17 protein-coding genes and 1 tRNA gene are annotated in these 12,346 nt (G+C 70.5%); 8 read left to right on the forward strand and 10 right to left on the reverse strand.

Features of this window, described 5'->3' with window-relative positions; all coding sequences use genetic code 11:
• The first annotated feature begins 42 nt into the window (after positions 1 to 42).
• A complete protein-coding gene (locus EV190_RS04095) occupies positions 43 to 360 on the forward strand; it encodes a hypothetical protein (protein WP_133739994.1) in 318 nt (105 codons plus the stop codon).
• On the forward strand, positions 360 to 656 hold the full coding sequence (locus EV190_RS04100; protein ID WP_133739995.1) for a hypothetical protein: 297 nt from the start codon (positions 360 to 362) through the stop codon (positions 654 to 656). Before EV190_RS04095 ends, EV190_RS04100 begins: the two co-directional genes overlap by 1 nt.
• A 248-nt stretch (positions 657 to 904) precedes the next feature.
• On the opposite strand, the gene EV190_RS04105 is transcribed toward EV190_RS04100, so the two are convergent.
• From EV190_RS04105 to EV190_RS04120, 4 genes are all read right to left on the reverse strand, one after another.
• Positions 905 to 992: transfer RNA gene (locus EV190_RS04105), tRNA-Ser, on the reverse strand.
• A 10-nt stretch (positions 993 to 1,002) separates the two neighbouring features.
• Entirely contained in the window at positions 1,003 to 1,494 is a 492-nt protein-coding gene (locus EV190_RS04110; protein ID WP_133739996.1) for a nucleoside deaminase, read from the reverse strand.
• Positions 1,491 to 2,075 (reverse strand): tRNA adenosine deaminase-associated protein, encoded by a 585-nt coding sequence (locus tag EV190_RS04115; protein ID WP_341770514.1) that lies wholly within the window; start codon positions 2,073 to 2,075, stop codon positions 1,491 to 1,493. The genes EV190_RS04110 and EV190_RS04115 overlap by 4 nt, the downstream gene beginning before the upstream one ends.
• A gap of 11 nt (positions 2,076 to 2,086) precedes the next feature.
• Positions 2,087 to 2,584: a tRNA adenosine deaminase-associated protein gene (locus tag EV190_RS04120; RefSeq protein WP_133739998.1), complete on the reverse strand. Its 498-nt coding sequence runs from the start codon at positions 2,582 to 2,584 to the stop codon at positions 2,087 to 2,089.
• A gap of 311 nt (positions 2,585 to 2,895) precedes the next feature.
• Between EV190_RS04120 and upp the strand changes: the two genes are divergently transcribed.
• The 5 genes from upp to EV190_RS04140 all read left to right on the forward strand — a co-directional run bounded on the left by upp (position 2,896) and on the right by EV190_RS04140 (position 5,445).
• Positions 2,896 to 3,549, forward strand: coding sequence for a uracil phosphoribosyltransferase (upp, locus tag EV190_RS04125; protein ID WP_133739999.1), 654 nt, complete (start codon positions 2,896 to 2,898; stop codon positions 3,547 to 3,549).
• A 451-nt stretch (positions 3,550 to 4,000) separates the two neighbouring features.
• Positions 4,001 to 4,225 carry a hypothetical protein gene (locus EV190_RS04130; protein WP_133740000.1) on the forward strand — a complete coding sequence of 75 codons (225 nt, stop codon included), beginning with the start codon at positions 4,001 to 4,003 and terminating at the stop codon, positions 4,223 to 4,225.
• Positions 4,226 to 4,365: 140 nt separating this feature from the next.
• The gene (locus tag EV190_RS23270; RefSeq protein WP_166655367.1) at positions 4,366 to 4,530 is read left to right on the forward strand and encodes a hypothetical protein; all 165 of its coding nucleotides are present in this window, start codon (positions 4,366 to 4,368) and stop codon (positions 4,528 to 4,530) included.
• A 14-nt stretch (positions 4,531 to 4,544) separates the two neighbouring features.
• Entirely contained in the window at positions 4,545 to 5,060 is a 516-nt protein-coding gene (locus EV190_RS04135; RefSeq protein ID WP_133740001.1) for a PH domain-containing protein, read from the forward strand.
• A gap of 154 nt (positions 5,061 to 5,214) precedes the next feature.
• The gene (locus EV190_RS04140) at positions 5,215 to 5,445 is read left to right on the forward strand and encodes a hypothetical protein (protein WP_166655368.1); all 231 of its coding nucleotides are present in this window, start codon (positions 5,215 to 5,217) and stop codon (positions 5,443 to 5,445) included.
• Between the two features lie 101 nt (positions 5,446 to 5,546).
• On the opposite strand, the gene EV190_RS04145 is transcribed toward EV190_RS04140, so the two are convergent.
• The 3 genes from EV190_RS04145 to dnaB form a co-directional block, all read right to left on the reverse strand.
• A complete protein-coding gene (locus EV190_RS04145; protein WP_133740002.1) occupies positions 5,547 to 6,197 on the reverse strand; it encodes a hypothetical protein in 651 nt (216 codons plus the stop codon).
• Positions 6,198 to 6,243: 46 nt separating this feature from the next.
• Positions 6,244 to 7,323 (reverse strand): DNA polymerase III subunit beta family protein, encoded by a 1,080-nt coding sequence (locus EV190_RS04150; protein ID WP_133740003.1) that lies wholly within the window; start codon positions 7,321 to 7,323, stop codon positions 6,244 to 6,246.
• Between the two features lie 119 nt (positions 7,324 to 7,442).
• Entirely contained in the window at positions 7,443 to 8,792 is a 1,350-nt protein-coding gene (gene dnaB, locus EV190_RS04155; RefSeq protein ID WP_133740004.1) for a replicative DNA helicase, read from the reverse strand.
• Positions 8,793 to 9,201: 409 nt separating this feature from the next.
• Here dnaB and EV190_RS04160 point away from each other — a divergent pair, with 409 nt between their 5' ends.
• Positions 9,202 to 10,554 carry an MATE family efflux transporter gene (locus EV190_RS04160; RefSeq protein ID WP_133740005.1) on the forward strand — a complete coding sequence of 451 codons (1,353 nt, stop codon included), beginning with the start codon at positions 9,202 to 9,204 and terminating at the stop codon, positions 10,552 to 10,554.
• A gap of 43 nt (positions 10,555 to 10,597) precedes the next feature.
• Here the strand turns inward: EV190_RS04160 and EV190_RS04165 are convergent, their stop codons facing one another.
• The 3 genes from EV190_RS04165 to rpsR all read right to left on the reverse strand — a co-directional run bounded on the left by EV190_RS04165 (position 10,598) and on the right by rpsR (position 12,335).
• Positions 10,598 to 11,389 carry a peptidoglycan recognition protein family protein gene (locus EV190_RS04165; protein ID WP_133740006.1) on the reverse strand — a complete coding sequence of 264 codons (792 nt, stop codon included), beginning with the start codon at positions 11,387 to 11,389 and terminating at the stop codon, positions 10,598 to 10,600.
• A gap of 236 nt (positions 11,390 to 11,625) precedes the next feature.
• Positions 11,626 to 12,072: a 50S ribosomal protein L9 gene (rplI, locus tag EV190_RS04170; RefSeq protein ID WP_133740007.1), complete on the reverse strand. Its 447-nt coding sequence runs from the start codon at positions 12,070 to 12,072 to the stop codon at positions 11,626 to 11,628.
• A 26-nt stretch (positions 12,073 to 12,098) separates the two neighbouring features.
• Positions 12,099 to 12,335, reverse strand: coding sequence for a 30S ribosomal protein S18 (gene rpsR / locus EV190_RS04175; RefSeq protein WP_133740008.1), 237 nt, complete (start codon positions 12,333 to 12,335; stop codon positions 12,099 to 12,101).
• Positions 12,336 to 12,346 lie beyond the last annotated feature (11 nt).

The following is a 12,346-nucleotide window of genomic DNA, read 5'->3' on the forward strand; positions in this document are numbered from 1 at the left end:
GGGGCGCGGCACCCAGCTAAAACCCCAAGGAGCTGAGCACACATGAACCCTATCCCCATGCGCTCGACCGGGACCCTCGTCAGGTTCCTGTCGTCCGTGGCCGGCCTCTTCCGGGGCGCTCCTCCGCCCTGCGGACGGCATGTCCGCGTCCCGGGCTCCGTCCCCCGGCCGATCCCCCTCCTGGCCCCGGCCGAGGGACGGTCGCGGACGCGCCCGTACGCGCCGGTGCCCTTCACCCCGATCCCCCGCGCCCGGCCGGTCCGGCCCCGCGCGGCGATGGTGCGCCCCTACCTCCTCGCCGCGGAACACCGCCGCCACGCCTCCGCATACGACCTGCTCGCTCCGGCGGCGGCTGCCTGATGGACCACCGGGACGCCGACGAGGAGACACTCGCCCGGCTCAACAGGGACTACCCGGGCTACCGGACCTGGCGCTCCCTCGACCGCCGGGGCCGCCCCTCCGGCTGGGTCGCCACCAGCCGCGCCCCCGACAACGGGGACGCCCCCACCCTGCACGGGAGCACCGCACCCGAACTGGAGGAGCAGCTGCGCCGTCCGCCCCCCGGCTACGGCCGGAGCCTGGCCCGCCTGAAGACCGGCGAACAGGGAGTTGCCGGCGCGGGGGGTGAGGGCCGGTCCGGCCCTCACCCGGAATGATCACGGGCTTTCCGCCCTTCCCGGCCCCGAAACGGGCAGAAAGCCCAAGACCGTCGACGGAACCCTCACGCAACGGACATCACGGGCGCGGCCCCGACCCGCACCCGCCCGCCGCCCGCCGTAACAGGTCCCGAGCAGGCCCTGCTCCAACAGAGCCCGAACCACCCCCGCGCCGGAGACTCCGTAGGACCGGCCGCACGCCATCGCGGACACGAAAAAACCGCCTCCGGCGCACCGGAGGCGGTTCTTGGCGGTGGAGGTGGGATTTGAACCCACGGAAGGTCTCCCTTCACACGCTTTCGAGGCGTGCGCACTCGGCCGCTATGCGACTCCACCGCGGACAACTCTACCGGACCCGACGGCGTGCGAAGAACTCGGTCAACAGGCGGCGGCACTCGTCGGACAGGGCCTCGTCGACGAGGTCCGGGGGGATGACCTCGGGGCGGTGGTTGAGGCGGCGGTCGCGCACCACGTCCCAGAGGGAGCCGACGGCTCCGGCCTTGTCGTCGCGGGCGCCGTAGACGAGGCGGTCCACGCGGGACAGCACGACCGCCCCCGCGCACATCGTGCACGGCTCCAGGGTGACCGCCAGGGTGCAGCCGGTCAGCCGCCACTCGCCCCTGCTCCGCGCCGCCGCCCTCAGGGCCAGCACCTCGGCGTGCGCGGTGGGGTCGCCGGAGGCCTCGCGCTCGTTGCGGCCCGTTCCGATGACCTCGCCGTCGGGGCCGAGCACCACGGCACCCACGGGGACGTCGCCGCTGCCGGAGGTCAGCCGCGCCTCGTCCAGGGCCAGGCGCAGCGCCGCGTCGAACACGGCGCGCCCGCCGGGAGCGGTCATACCCGCAGCGCGTCCAGCGCCTCGGCGAACCCGGCGCGGTCGGCGACCTCGGCGAGCGCGTCCGCGGGCAGCAGGCCCTCACGCAGGGTCAGCGCCACCAGCTCCGCACCGGACGTGCCGAAGTCGGCGAGCAGCCCGGTGTCGCCGCTAGGATCGGGGTACGGGGTCTGCCCGGTGCCCTCGGCGTCCTCCTCCTCGGGCTCGGGCGCGGCTCCGGTCTCCAGGAAGAGCAGGGCCACGGGGTGGCCGCGCACCGCCCGCACGTCGGAGAGGAAGACCCGGGGGTCGTTGCGGTCGTCCACCCGGACGATCCCGAACCACTCGTCGTCCGCCTCGGCGAACAGCAGCATGCCCTCCTCACCGGCGCCCATGGCCGCGGCGGTGTCCCGCATCAGATCGGCGACGTCGTCGATCCCCTCGACTTCCGTCAGATCGACCTCAGCTCCCGTCCATCCCTTCGGCGAGCGGGAAAAAACCGCTGAGAAGACCGACACCCTCGGCTCCCGTCCTCTCTCCGGAGCCCGCGGTGCGCGGGCGCCCGACACTCCTTCCGCGCGCGCCGGCGGGCACGTCGCGTCCACCGGTCCGAGGTCTACCCCATCGTGTCCAACGCACGCTGGAAAGCCTGCCGGAATCCCAGTCTTTCGGAGATGCTGGCCAGCACCTCGTCCGGATAGAGGTCGAGATCGCCCGCGAGCGCGCCGAGCTCCATCTCGTCCAGTCCGAGATCGGCCAGGATCGACAGGTCCCCCGCCGGCAGGACCTGGTCGAGGTCCTCCTCGTCGGGGATGTCGATGTCGAGGTAGTCCAGCACGTCCCGCGCGACCTCCCAGTCGACGGAGGCCGTGACGTCGGACAGGAAGAGGCTGACGTCGTTCCGCCCGTAGACGCGGACGAGGATGAAGAAGTCGTCGCCGACCGAGACCAGGCCGATCGCCCCGCTGATACTCGGCTGCTGCCGGAGCGCGTGCAGGAGCCCCTTGAGGTCCTGCGTCAGCGCCACCGGGAGCATGTCGACATCCCAGTAGTCCTCTTCGCGGTAGGCGACCGCGACGAAGTCGCCGTCGTCGTCCTGTTCGGGTCCCGTCATCGTCACTCCACCCGGCTGGCCTTGATCTGGCCAGGATCGCAGATCGTCTCGGGCGGCGTCACCGAAATGGCTGCCCCCGTCCGCGACTCGGTCTCCCCATGGGGAGCTGTCTCCGTGATAGAAGTCCGCGCTCACGACTCCTATTAGAACGGACGCCCCATCCTTAACAGAACAAGAGCCCTGGTTCGCTCTCTCCGACACGGCTTCCGCGCTTCGGGAGCCCCGCACGTCGGCGTAAGAAATCCCTGGTGACGAACACCGCGCCGGTGCGGGGAGGGTCACGAACAGGACGAAGGGTAGTTTTGTCGACTATGGAAATCCACGTCGTCGACCATCCGCTGGTCGCCCACAAGCTCACGACCCTGCGTGATGTTCGCACCGACTCCCCGACCTTCCGCAGGCTGACCGACGAACTGGTCACCCTGCTCGCCTACGAGGCGACTCGGGACGTCCGGGTCTCCGACGTCACCGTCCAGACCCCGCTGACCGAGACGTCGGGCGTCCAGCTCACCCGGCCGACCCCGCTGGTGGTCCCGATCCTGCGCGCGGGCCTGGGCATGCTCGACGGCATGACCCGGCTGCTGCCCACCGCCGAGGTCGGCTTCCTCGGGATGGCGCGCGACGAGGAGACCCTCCAGCCCGCCACCTACGCGGACCGCCTCCCGCAGGACCTGGCCGGACGGCAGTGCTACGTGCTCGACCCGATGCTGGCCACCGGCGGAACGCTGGCGGCCTCCCTGAAGCTGCTCGTCGGACGCGGCGCCGACCACATCACCGCCATCTGCCTGCTCGCCGCGCCCGAAGGGCTGGAGGCCGTGGGGGCCGAACTCGACCGCGCGCTCGGCGCCGAGCGCGACGCGGTGCTGCGCGTGGTCACGGCCGCCGTGGACGAGCGGCTGAACGAGCAGGGCTTCATCATGCCGGGCCTGGGAGACGCGGGGGACCGGTTGTACGGCTGCGCCTAGGAAGCGCCCGCTCCCGCCCCGGACCGCGCGTCCGGCCGCTCCCCGGCCGGGCGCGCTTCTCGTACCAATGGCGAGACAATGGCGGATTCCCTGGTTTGAAACGCCGGGATCAGGGGAAAGATTGGCTTTTAACCCTCATCCGGGAAAGACGTGTGAATACTGTGACCCGGGTTTTCTTGTGTCACCCGAATTCATCTTGAGACGCAGATGTGACACATTGGGGCGATCCTGGTTCTGATCGCCCTTAATCCTCCGAGCGAGACCGCCCGAAACCGCCATACCGCTCACGCCCTCACGAAGGCCCCGAACAGGCGCCGGTGACGGTCGGACGCGGCGACACCCGAAAACGTGCGCCCATCGCGTACGCCCGCCCGAGCCCTGCACCGACTACCGTCCGCAGGCGGGCCGGAGCGCACCGCGACCACTCACCCCCATCCCCTGAGGAGTGAAGATGTCCCAGAAGCAAGACGCCGCGCCGCGCGAGTTCGCCCCCGTCACCCTGCGGCTCAGCACCGAGTTCGAGGGCGTGCACCCGCGGTCGACCGTGGCCCGCTGCGTGGCCGCCGCCCGGCACGGCGCCCTGGACGTGACCGGACGCGCAACCCCTGACCTGGTCGAACGGATCGCCCGCCAGCACCTGAAGGTCCTGGCCCTGGCTTTCGCGGAACAGCGCTGACCGATACCGTCCCATGAGCAGGACCACAACACCCCCACCTGGGACGGCGCGCCGATAACGGTCATCTGCCTTTACGTGGACGATTACCGGTGTAACAATCGGGGTGGGTTAGTGGGTCTTCACAATTGGGGAGTGCGTCCATGGCGAGGTTGAAAAAGTGGCTGGGGTATGCCCTCATTGCCTTCGTCATCTTCTACCTTCTGACTCAACCAGAGACCGTGGGGACCCTGGTCCTCTCCGCCTTCTCGGGCCTGGGCGGCGCAGCCGATTCGCTCTCCCGTTTTGTGAACACCCTGCTGCTGTGAGGGCCTGAGGCCGCATGAAGCTCGTAACGCCAGGTGACGCCGCGCCGGCGTCGGTCAACCGCTATCTGCTTCCACACGAACAGCAGGTCATCACCATGCGACGGCACCCCGCGGTCCTGCTGGGGCCGGTCGGGATCGTACTGGGCAGTCTGCTCGCCGCGGGGATCCTGAGCAACACGCCGTTCACGTCGGAGCCGACCGTCCTGGCCGTCATCTGGTGGGTCTGGCTGCTGGTCCTGGTCTGGTTCGTGTGGAAGGTGGCGGAGTGGTCGGTGGACTACTTCGTGATCACGTCCGCACGCCTGCTGCTGACCACGGGCCTGATCACCCGGCAGATCAACATGATGCCGCTCGGCAAGGTCACCGACATGCGCTTCGAGCGGTCGCTCATGGGCCGGCTGATCGGCTACGGCACGTTCGTCATGGAGTCCGCCGGTCAGGACCAGGCGCTCAGCAAGATCAACTTCGTGCCCTATCCCGAGCAGCTCTACCTGGAAGTGGTCGGTCTGATCTTCCCCGACAAGGGGTGACCGGACCGGCCACCGGAAGAGCCGACACCAAGCGCCCGCCCACCGGCGGGCGCTTTTCGTTGTCCGTGACCCGGAACACGTGGCCTCAAATTGACTTCAAAGTGAACAGAAGGTTAACTTGGCCTATCGATACATTGAACGAGGGGGTGACGTCATGGCTCGCGAGGTGAGCAAGGCGCCGTCATCGGCCACCCGCCCGCCCACAACCCGCCGCCGTCGCCGTCCGGCCCGCGCGCTCAGCACCACGGGGCAGCTCTCCCCGTCCCCTGTCCCCCAGCAGCGTGAGGCACCCGAGGCCGAGACCATCTCGACCCGTCCCCGCCTGAACTGGGTGCTGGCTCCCGACGCGACCGGACGCATGCGCCCGGAGGCGCGCTGGCGCTGATCCCGGACAGCCGGGACGAGTGAGGGGCCGACCACCCACGTGGTCGGCCCCTCACTCGTCCGTCCGCCGCCCCGACGGCTCCGGCGAACCGCCGGGCGCCGTCAGACCCCGGCCAGCGAACCCAGGACCCTGCCGACGGCCCCCTGCTCGTCGTCCGGCAGCCACCGGGCCGCGTGCAGCATGTGCAGTGCCGTGGCGATCCGCGTCCGGTCGTCCTCCGTACCGAGGTCCCCCAGGTAGGCGGGCAGCACCATCCCGAGCGCCCGGTAGTCGGCGCGGGCGCGGAACCCGTCGAGCAGGTCCACGAGGAGGCCGTCGGCGACGCGGGGCGCGGCCCCACCGGTCGAGCGCAGTCCCTCGGCGACCGCGAAACGGATCCAGTCGCCGTACTGCCCGGGAGGCACCTCGTGGATGTGCCCGGCGGCCAGCGCGAAGTGCTCACGCGCCCTGTCGGGTTCTCCGAGGTCCCGGTGGGCCCTGGCCATGTTCAGGTGCAGGGAGGGGTAGAAGCCCTTGACCCGGTCGTCGGCCACCCGGTCCGCCCGGTCGAGGCACTCCCGGTTCCAGCGGAGGACCTCCTCGGGGGTCGGCTGGTGCCGGGCGAGGTAGTGGGCGGCGACGCACGCCTCGTAGTCGTCGGCGGCGGACTCCCAGGCCCGCAGGAAGAGGCCGCGCGCGTCGGCGTCCCTGCCTTCGGTCTCGGCCCGCATTCCCTGCGAGCACAGCCGGACGACCGGATTGTCGGAATCCATGTCCTCGTTCTCTCCTTCACACTGCGACGGGTACGGCGGGCGGGGCTCAGGCACCGGCGGGCAGGTCGCGGACCGGCATGACCAGCGTGGTGAAACTTCCCTGGTCGGCGGAGCGGACGACCACGGGAAGCGTCGGCGACGCGACCTCCAGGAGCACGTCGGGGCCGACACCCGCGTCGAGCGCGGGCAGGAGGACCCCGGGATCGAAGGCGACGCGGAGCGGCGGGCCCGCGCAGATGGCACGCAGCCCGGTCTCGCCCGGGCCCCGGCCCGAGACCGCGACCCGCTGCCCCTCCGCACTCAGGACGACCGGACCGTCGCCCCCGACTCCGGCGAGGATCCTCCTGAGGACGTCCCGATCGGTGATCACCCGGTTCCGGACGGCCGGAAGGTCGTCCAGGACCGTCCGGTAGAGGGGGAACTCCCCGTCGACGGCCGACAGCGTCCGGGACTCCCCGCCGCCCCGGACCAGGACGCTCCGCCCCTCGACCTCGACATCGACCTCCGGCAGGCGCAGCGCCCATGACGCCGCCTCCCTCATCTCCGACGCGTCGACCGGCACCCGCAGGGGACCGCCGTGGATGAAGGCGGGGCGCAGCACCCGGACGGCCATGCGGTAGCGGTCGGTGGCCACCAGGCGGACCTCCTGGCCGTCGAGCTCGACCAGGACGCAGCCGAGCACCGGGAACTCCTTCCGGACCGCCGCGGAGGCCACAGCGGGCGCCACCTGCCGCACGGCACTGGCCAGCTCCGCTCCGCCGATCCGTGCCCCGGCCCGGTGCGCGCCGTCCGGCAGGTCCCGGAGGATGTCCTCGACCACCGAACGGGCCGCCGTCGCCGTGTCCATGGTCCTTCGCGCGTGGCCCTCCAGGACCTCGCGGGCCTCGTCACGGGGGCCGTCGAGCACGACCGAGGCGTCGACCAGGGGCAGCCCGGCCTCCCGCAGCCGCCGCACGAGGACCGCGCGGGGCTCCTGCCCCGGGTCGTAGTAGCGGTATCCCGTCGCCCCGTCCACGAGGGCGGGCCGCAGGACACCGCAGTCGTCGTAGAACCGCAGGGCGCTCGGCGCCAGCCCCACCCGCCGGGCGAAGGCGCCGATGCCCAGCAGCGATCCGGTGTCGTCCATGAACGCGATTGTGGACTCTCAACCGGCTTGAAGGTCAAACCCCGGGGCCGGCTCCCTCCCCCGCGCGTCCGCCGGAGCCGCCCGGGACCGCCGGGGAACCGCTCCCGCGGACGGGCCCGTCACCCCGGCGCCATGTCGACGAAGCGGCTGTAGTGCCCCTGGAACGCCACGGTCACCGTCGCCGTGGGGCCGTTGCGGTGCTTGGCCACGATCAGGTCGGCCTCTCCCGCGCGCGGCGACTCCTTCTCGTGCACGTCCTCGCGGTACAGGAGGATGACCATGTCGGCGTCCTGTTCGATCGACCCCGACTCGCGCAGGTCGCTCACCTGGGGCTTCTTGTCCGTTCTCTGCTCCGGACCACGGTTGAGCTGGGACAGCGCGATCACCGGGACCTCCAGTTCCTTGGCCAGGAGCTTGAGCGACCGGGACATCTCCGAGACCTCCTGCTGGCGGCTCTCCACCCGGCCCGGGGAGCTCATCAGCTGGAGGTAGTCGACGATGACGAGCTTGAGGTCGTGCTGCTGCTTGAGCCTGCGGCACTTGGCCCGGATCTCCATCATCGACATGTTCGGGGAGTCGTCGATGAACAGCGGCGCGCTCGCCACCTCGCCCATCCGCCGCGCCAGCCGGGTCCAGTCGTCGTCGGTCATCAGCCCCGACCGCATGGTGTGCAGCGGAACCCGCGCCTCCGCCGACAGCAGTCGCATGACGATCTCGTTGCGCCCCATCTCCAGGCTGAAGAAGACCGAGGTCAACTGGTGCTTGATCGACGCGGCCCGGGCGAAGTCCAGGGCCAGCGTGGATTTTCCGACCGCGGGCCTGGCCGCGATGATGATCATCTGGCCCGGGTGCAGGCCGTTGGAGAGCGCGTCGAAGTCGGTGAAGCCGGTGGGCACGCCGGTCATGGTGCCGTCGTGGGACGAGATCGCCTCGATCTCGTCCAGGGCGCCCGGCATGATCTCGCTGAGGGGGAGGTAGTCCTCGCCCGTGCGCTTCTCGGCGACCCGGTAGATCTCGGCCTGGGCCCGGTCGACGAGGTCGTCGACCTCCCCGTCGCCGGAGTAGCCGATCTGCGCGATACGGGTGCCCACCTCGACCAGGCGGCGCAGGACCGCGCGGTCGGAGACGATGCGCGCGTAGTAGCCGGCGTTGGCCGCGGTGGGGACGGCGTCGGTCAGGGTGTGCAGGTAGGGAGCGCCGCCGACCCTGGCGACCTCCCCGCGCTTGGTGAGCTCGGCGTTGACCGAGACCGCGTCCACCGGCTCGCCCCGGGAGAACAGGTCGATGATCGTGTCGTAGATGGTCTGGTGGGCGGGACGGTAGAAGTCCGCCGAGCGCACGATCTCGACGACCTGGGTGATGGCCTCCTTGGACAGCAGCATGCCGCCGAGGACGCACTGCTCCGCCATGATGTCGTTCGGCGGTGTGCGCTCGAACCCGCTCTCCCCCGCCTGCTGGTCAACGCTCACGGCTTCCCCCTGGAGCTGGACTACATGCCCGAACGTGACATGCCCGAACTTGGATTCTCGCCACTTCCTCTGACAGTCGCAAAGTGACCTGTGGACGAACCTGGGGACAACCTGTGGATGACTGTCCCCCTGCTGGGGATAACCTGTGCACGCAGCCTGTGGATAACTTTTCCACACCCTACATACATACGACTTGACCTGCAAAAACGCTGCCCGTCGGCTGTGCATGAAAGAAAGTTCACACCCGGATATCCACAACTTATCCACAGGTCGCCCCGACGTCGGTGGATAACCTCACGCACCTCCGCCATGACCCCGCGTGTCGCCGGAGACCCGGCCACCGGACCGCGCCGGCAACCGGTGATCCTCCCACCGGTCGCGAACCGGGCCCCGGTAGCGTTGTGGTGCCATGCCACGCCTTCTCAGCGCCGCGCCGTTCCGGCACCCCCGCGACCGCGAGATCCTCCGCCTCGCCGTCCCCACCTTCTTCGCCCTGATCTCGGAACCGTTGTTCCTGCTCACCGACTCCGCGGTCGTGGGGCGGCTCGGCACCGAGGCGCTCGGCGGGCTCGGCGTGGCCGGGCAGGTCCTGCTGACCCTCGCGAACCTGTGCGTCTTCCTGGCCTACGGCACCACCGCCGCCGTCGCCCGGAGGTTCGGCGCCGGGCAGACCGGGCCGGGGATCAGGCACGGCGTCGACGGGCTGTGGCTGGCCGTGCTGATCGGAGCCGCCACCGTCGCCGCGGGCTGGCCGCTGGCCCCGTGGCTGGTCCAGGCGCTGGGCGCGTCCGAGGCGGTCTTCCCCTACGCGCTGACCTACCTGCGGATCAGCCTGCTCAGCCTCCCGGCGCTGCTGATCATCATGGCCGGGACGGGCGTGCTGCGCGGACTCCAGAACGCCCGCACGCCACTGCTGGTCGCGGTGGGCTCGAACCTCGCGAACATCGTGCTGTGCGTGCTGTTCGTGCTCGTGCTGGACTGGGGCATCGCCGGTTCGGCGTGGGCCACGGTGATCGCGCAGACCGCGGGCGCCGCGGTCTACCTGGCGGTGGTGGGTCGGGCCGCCCGACGGCACGGCGTCTCGCTCGCCCCCACCCTGACCGGGGTGCGCGCCGCCGCCACGGCGGGCTTCGCGCTGTTCGTCCGGACGGTCTCGCTGCGGGTGGTGCTGGTGGTCATGACCGCGATCGCGGCCCGGCTCGGCGACCCCGAGATCGCCGCGCACCAGGTGGTCTCCCTGCTGTGGTCGCTGCTGGTCTTCGCGCTGGACGCCATCGCGATCGCCGGTCAGGCGATCATCGGCCGCTACCTGGGGGCCTCCGACACCGTCGGCGCCCGCGGGGCCACCCGCCGGATGGTCGAGTGGGGGGTGCTGCTGGGACTCGTCTTCACCGTGCTGGTCCTCGCGCTGCGCCCCTGGGTGTGGATCCCGTTCACCGACGACCCCCGGGTCCGCGCCCTGATCCTGGCGGCGCTGGTGGTGGTCGCGCTCCTGCAGCCGCTGGGCGGGGTCGTGATGGTCCTGGACGGGATCCTGATGGGCGCCGGAGACCAGCGCTACCTCGCCTGGGCGAGCCTGTGGACGATGCTCGTCTTCCTGCCCTTCGCCGCGCTGGTCCCCCTCCTGAGCCCTCCGGGCACCGGCGGCCTCACCCTGCTGTGGTCGGCCTTCGCGGTGTGGATGCTGGCCCGCGGGGTGACGCTGGGCCTGCGCGCCGCGGGGAGCGCGTGGCTGGTGACCGGGGCGGACAGCGGACGCTGACCCGCGGGGGGCGCACCCCGGGGAACGGGGTGCGCCCGTCGGATCAGCGGTCGGCGTCCTGTTTACCCAGGGCCGGGCCGTGGTAGTACTCCGCTGTCCGCTCCTGCCGGGGGACGTCGGGGAAGGTCGGGTGGTTCTCCTCCGGCACCTCCGCCGCCTCCTGCCTCGCCTGGTCCGTCGGCGGCAGGGCCCGCCGCAGGCGGGCGACCCGCGCGGTCGTGTCGGTGCGCAGCTTGGGCAGCAGCTCGTACAGCTCGTCTCCGGGACAGTTCGTGGAGTTGTAGTCCCGGTGCCCGACGATCGCCGTCACGGGGTTCAGCCGGTATGCCAGGCACAGCCAGGCGCACGTGTCGATCAGTGCAGTCAGTAGCGCGGTCGGCGGCAGGGTCGACATGTAGGTGCCCTCGTTCTCGATGCCGATGGTGTGGTCGTTGTGGTTGGCCACGTGCGCGCCGACCACGTGCTCGCCCTCCTCGACGGCGGACAGGCTGCCCCTGCGGCCCTCCATGACGTACCCGCCCCGGCTGATGGTGATCTGCTGACCGGTGTCGTTCCAGCCGTTGACGTCCATGTGGTGGTTCTGGATCGCCCTGGACAGCGCGAACGCGCGCTGCCTGGAGTAGTCCTCGACGTTGGCGGTGGCCGTGTGGTGGACCACGATGTGGTCCGGTCCGCTGTCCAGGACCTTGATTCCGTACCGGGGATGTCGGGCGCCCCACTCCTCACGGGAGTACACGGACGGACCGCTGTCGGCCAGCGCCCCCCGTACGGCTCCGAGGTCCGCGCCCCCGCCGAGGAGCACCCCGCCCACCGCGAGGACGGCTCCCCTGACCACGTTCCGCCGGTTCGGTCCGGGCTTCCCCGCATGCTGCTCATCAGTTGACACTTGACCTGACCCTTCCTTGGACCAATGGATCCACAGGAAAAGATAAGTGACCAACTGTAGCTAAATGACTACTTTAAGTAGCATGGCGTGTTGTCAAAATCCGGCAAAGGGCACCCAAAAACGAGAGGTCCCGGCCCGCTCGAAAGCGGACCGGGACCTCTGCGCGACGCTTGGCGCCCGACGCCTCAGGCGCCGACGACCTCGATCGCGACGGGGGCGCTGACCTCGGGGTGGAGGCGGACCTCGACCCTGTAGTCACCCACGGACTTGATCGGGTTGCGGATCTCGATCCGGCGCTTGTCGACCTGCGGGCCGCCGGCGGCCTTGATGGCCGCGGCGACGTCCGAGGCGGTGACCGAGCCGAACAGGCGACCGCTGTCACCCGAGCGCTGCGACAGCGTCACCTTGAGGGCGCCGAGCTGGCCGGCGACCTGCTTGGCCTCGTCCAGGCTGCGGATGTCGCGCGCCGCGCGGGCGCGGCGGATCGAGTCGACCTGCTTCTGCCCACCGCGCGTCCACCGGATGGCGAACCCGCGCGGCAGCAGGTAGTTGCGGCCGAAGCCGTCCTTCACCTCGACAACATCGCCCGGGGCGCCGAGACCGGTGACCTCGTGGGTCAAAATCAGCTTCACGACTAATACCTCCTCGTCAGTCCCGGTCAGCGAGCGGTGCTGGTGTAGGGCAGCAGCGCCATCTCGCGGGCGCTCTTGACCGACGTGGCGATGTCACGCTGGTGCTGGGTGCAGTTGCCGGTGACCCGGCGAGCGCGGATCTTGCCGCGGTCGGAGATGAACTTGCGCAGGAGGGTGGTGTCCTTGTAGTCGATGTAGGACATCTTTTCCTGGCAGAACATGCAAACCTTCTTCTTAGGCTTGCGAACTGGCGGCTTTGCCATCGTGGTGCTCC

This window comes from Actinorugispora endophytica (assembly GCF_004363075.1).
GTDB classification, from domain to species: Bacteria; Actinomycetota; Actinomycetes; order Streptosporangiales; family Streptosporangiaceae; genus Actinorugispora; species Actinorugispora endophytica.

Coding starts and splice junctions, on each gene's coding strand:
- EV190_RS04110 (WP_133739996.1), bottom strand. CDS start 1,494: ATGACCGCTCCCGGCGGGCGCGCCGTGTTCGACGCGGCGCTGCGCCTG.
- upp (WP_133739999.1), top strand. CDS start 2,896: ATGGAAATCCACGTCGTCGACCATCCGCTGGTCGCCCACAAGCTCACG.
- EV190_RS23270 (WP_166655367.1), top strand. CDS start 4,366: ATGGCGAGGTTGAAAAAGTGGCTGGGGTATGCCCTCATTGCCTTCGTC.
- EV190_RS04160 (WP_133740005.1), top strand. CDS start 9,202: ATGCCACGCCTTCTCAGCGCCGCGCCGTTCCGGCACCCCCGCGACCGC.
- EV190_RS04140 (WP_166655368.1), top strand. CDS start 5,215: ATGGCTCGCGAGGTGAGCAAGGCGCCGTCATCGGCCACCCGCCCGCCC.
- EV190_RS04100 (WP_133739995.1), top strand. CDS start 360: ATGGACCACCGGGACGCCGACGAGGAGACACTCGCCCGGCTCAACAGG.
- EV190_RS04095 (WP_133739994.1), top strand. CDS start 43: ATGAACCCTATCCCCATGCGCTCGACCGGGACCCTCGTCAGGTTCCTG.
- rpsR (WP_133740008.1), bottom strand. CDS start 12,335: ATGGCAAAGCCGCCAGTTCGCAAGCCTAAGAAGAAGGTTTGCATGTTC.
- EV190_RS04120 (WP_133739998.1), bottom strand. CDS start 2,584: ATGACGGGACCCGAACAGGACGACGACGGCGACTTCGTCGCGGTCGCC.
- EV190_RS04150 (WP_133740003.1), bottom strand. CDS start 7,323: ATGGACGACACCGGATCGCTGCTGGGCATCGGCGCCTTCGCCCGGCGG.
- EV190_RS04135 (WP_133740001.1), top strand. CDS start 4,545: ATGAAGCTCGTAACGCCAGGTGACGCCGCGCCGGCGTCGGTCAACCGC.
- EV190_RS04130 (WP_133740000.1), top strand. CDS start 4,001: ATGTCCCAGAAGCAAGACGCCGCGCCGCGCGAGTTCGCCCCCGTCACC.
- EV190_RS04145 (WP_133740002.1), bottom strand. CDS start 6,197: ATGGATTCCGACAATCCGGTCGTCCGGCTGTGCTCGCAGGGAATGCGG.